Origin of the sequence: Levilactobacillus andaensis (assembly GCF_016861695.1) — a bacterium.
Taxonomy (GTDB): domain Bacteria; phylum Bacillota; class Bacilli; order Lactobacillales; family Lactobacillaceae; genus Levilactobacillus; species Levilactobacillus andaensis.
Map to the genome: position 1 here is coordinate 1 of NZ_BOLP01000034.1, position 3330 is coordinate 3330.

General features: G+C 48.9%; 3 protein-coding genes. 2 read left to right on the top strand and 1 reads right to left on the bottom strand.

Annotated features, from left to right (window positions below; all coding sequences use genetic code 11):
• Positions 1 to 512 precede the first annotated feature (512 nt).
• Positions 513 to 1097: a helix-turn-helix domain-containing protein gene (locus JUF10_RS13995; RefSeq protein ID WP_203643407.1), complete on the bottom strand. Its 585-nt coding sequence runs from the start codon at positions 1095 to 1097 to the stop codon at positions 513 to 515.
• A 143-nt stretch (positions 1098 to 1240) separates the two neighbouring features.
• On the opposite strand from JUF10_RS13995, the gene JUF10_RS14000 reads away from it, so the two are divergent.
• Both JUF10_RS14000 and JUF10_RS14005 read left to right on the top strand, forming a co-directional pair.
• On the top strand, positions 1241 to 2143 hold the full coding sequence (locus JUF10_RS14000; protein WP_236008267.1) for an ABC transporter ATP-binding protein: 903 nt from the start codon (positions 1241 to 1243) through the stop codon (positions 2141 to 2143).
• A 3-nt stretch (positions 2144 to 2146) separates the two neighbouring features.
• Complete coding sequence (locus tag JUF10_RS14005) at positions 2147 to 2920, top strand: ABC transporter permease (RefSeq protein ID WP_203643409.1); 774 nt, start codon at positions 2147 to 2149, stop codon at positions 2918 to 2920.
• Positions 2921 to 3330 lie beyond the last annotated feature (410 nt).

Below are 3330 nucleotides of genomic sequence, written 5' to 3' on the forward strand. Positions count from 1 at the left end.
ATCGCCCCCTGCGAGGATAGGACGTTGCCACGCGAACGAAAGAACCCAGTGATTGGGTTCTTTTTTTGTGCAAAAAAAGAAAAGCGGACCGGGCGCATGACCGCAGCGACAGTGTGCCTGGCACCGCAGTCGCGTCAGAAATAAAATGGATGCGTAGATACGGACAATTTCCTGAAGCTACTGGTCCCGTCTGCTACCTAGGGCTAGGGAACACGTGCAAACGAATCAAGACCTGCAATAAGTCATGGACAGTATCTTGGGTTGACGGGACGCTTTTGGGATCTACAACGATTGGATTGTGGACGTTCCCGTTCTGATAGTGATGTGTAGCTAAATTGGCGTCCATTTCAAATGGTCGATAATGATCGAACACGTTACTGTCAAAAGCGAGTACTGGCCCACTAAGCAAGATTAGAAGAATGGTCAATTTAAAAAGGTAACGGCACTTCCATGCGGGAAGGTCGTTACCTTTTTTTGAGTAGTTACAGTAGTCCTTATAGATGACGATCACTCTAGTGTTGTGTGACCTTAGTCGACCGCGATTGCCAGTACTTTCTGACCAAGGCGATGACAACGACCAGGCCACTGAATTGGCAGGTCGTCATTAGGCCAAACCCCATGTTAAAGGCGTTGATACTCCCACTAACGAGACTGAGTGTGGCAAACAGCGTTAAGCCAAGCCAATGGATCCGCTTCGTCCAAGTGTTCGGGTGGCGCCGGGCAATGCCCAAGTTGAGCATAAGGCCGATCAGTAAGAGGATGAGGAAGTCCATCCAGTAAAGGGCCGGGAAAGTTGAAAATTGGGTGACGCGTTCCACCAGGAGAACGCCGAATAAAACGACTAATAGGCTGGCGTTTAGGTGGGCGACTGGTTTCGTTACGGGTACGGCTGCCGTGTCCTGTAAGAGGTCATCTACTGGGACGGCATATAGAGTAGCTAATTGGGTAATGGTGGCGATGTCCGGTTGGTTCCGGCCAGTCTCCCAGCTGGAAACGGTCTGCCGTGAGACGTGTAGTTGGTCTGCCAGTGCCGTTTGGGTCAGCTGTTGTGTTTGCCGGAATTTTTTCAAACGCGCGCCTAGTTCTGTCGATGCCATAGGGGGCACCTCACTTCCTTAATAATTGCGATTAACTCTAGCATAGAGAATCGGCTGGAAATAGCAAGCTATTCTCGCTAGCATCCGTATCATTCGGGGATTTGAACGGGTACGCTGAAAGGGAGTAGAGGAGATGATGTCCAGTGCAAAATGGACAAGTGAAAATGGTTCAGGTAACCGGGCTACGGAAAAAGTTCGGTCGCCATGTGGTCTTGCGTGATGTGAATTTCGCATTTTCAACTGGTGAAGTTGTCGGCTTAGTCGGGCCCAATGGTGCGGGCAAGACGACCATTATGAAAGCATTATTGGGGCTGTTAGCCACGGATGCTGGCAACGTTCGGATTTTGGGACAACCCGTTTCGGTCAATACCCATACTGTTGTGACTCAACAGGTAGGCGCACTCATCGAACGCCCAGCAATTTATCCGTTTCTGACTGGCTGGCAACATTTACAACTGATGACGACTTCCGGGGATCAAATGACGTGGGTGGTGCAGGCCCTCCAAATGGAAGCCTATATTCACCGACCGGCCAAACGGTATTCACTCGGCATGAAACAAAAGCTGGGAATTGCCATGGCGTTGGTGAATCGCCCACGGTTAGTCATATTGGACGAGCCGATGAATGGGTTAGACCCCCAATCGGTTAAGCGACTACGCCATTTGATTGGTCAGTTGGCAGGGGAAGGGACCACATTTTTAATTTCCAGCCATATTTTGAGTGAGCTGGAAAAGATCATTGATACGGTGATCTTAATTGATCAGGGAGAAGTGTTGCTCCAACGGACGATGACGCAACTTCAGGAATCGGCGCGGCAGGCATTCGTGGTGCGGACAACGGAAAATGCCCGGGGATTGCAGGTACTTTTACAGGCCGACTATCCAGTAACACAGCGGGGAAGCAACTTAATCGTGACGAAGCCGGTTGCGTTGACGCCCTTACTGCGGACCCTTCTCGACGCGCATCTTCAAATTTTAAAAGTAAACCAGCACCGGGAAGATTTAGAGACAGTCTTGTTACGCTTATTAGCAGAGAGGAAGGCATAGACCATGGGACAATTAATCCAGCAGGAGATTTTTAAATTCAGACATCAACGTATGGCGTGGCTCGCACCGGTTATCTTGGTGGTTTTAATGGGCGGACTGGCCATGACGGCCCACGGCGCATCAGTCAGTGATCAGAAATTTTATATTTCATCGGCGTATGGCGGGTTTCAATGGCTGACGATGCTTATCATTGTGATTGGTGCTAGCTGTGTGACAATGGAATTCGAGTATGGGACAATCAAGCAGTTGGCGACGCAGGTGAATCATCGCTGGACGATCTTTGTGGGGAAGTATGTCCTCGTTCTCGGGTATAGCGTGTTAGGTCATGGGTTGGCCATCCTCGTGACCCTATTGCTCAAGACTAGTGTTGGTCGAGGCCTACACTGGCAGACCATTTATCTCTATCACCAATCGCTATTGGCTAATCTAGTGACTAATGCGGGGCTGGACATGTATGGTGGCGTGATGATTATTGGACTGGTCTTCTTGCTGGCAAGCTGTAGTCATAACAATGCGGCGGCAATCGCTATTGGCATGGGTGTCTGTTTCATGGGGGAAGGGGTATCCAGTTTGGTATTGCAGTCGTTTAAGTCGTTATTGCCAGTGATGAAATGGAATCCGTTTAACATGTTCTTCTTACAGGAGGAGTATGCCAATCCCAGTTATCAGCAGAACGTGACCCATTTGACGATTCAGCAGTTGAGTGGCGGCAGTCTGGTGTGGGCGTTAGTCTTTGTCGGGGTCGGTGCGGTGATCTTTTCAAGACGGCGGATTTAGGTTTGGCCGGAAACGTGAGTTGCAAATTAGACATGCTGGCAAGCGTCACGGCGACATCCTCCCAAAAGAGACTTCTGGCCCGTGATATGGGGAGAGCGAGGGCCGGGCCTGGAGCCGCTACAAACGAATAGTGGGGTTAGCGATATTAATTTAGGATTTTTGTTGACAGCGAGATGATGCGCATGGTATATTATCTAAGTTGTCTTTTACGACAGCAGCTCGTTAATTTAAAAAGTTAAATTGCTTGTTGACAAGCGGTCTGACAAAATGGTATATTAATTGAGCTGCTTCATTAGGCAGCCAGCAATTCACAGTTTAATTAAATTAAACTTGTTGTTGACATCATATTGATTAAATGATATGATAATTGAGTTGTCTGCGAGAGCAGATGGCTGGTAGACCTTTGAAAA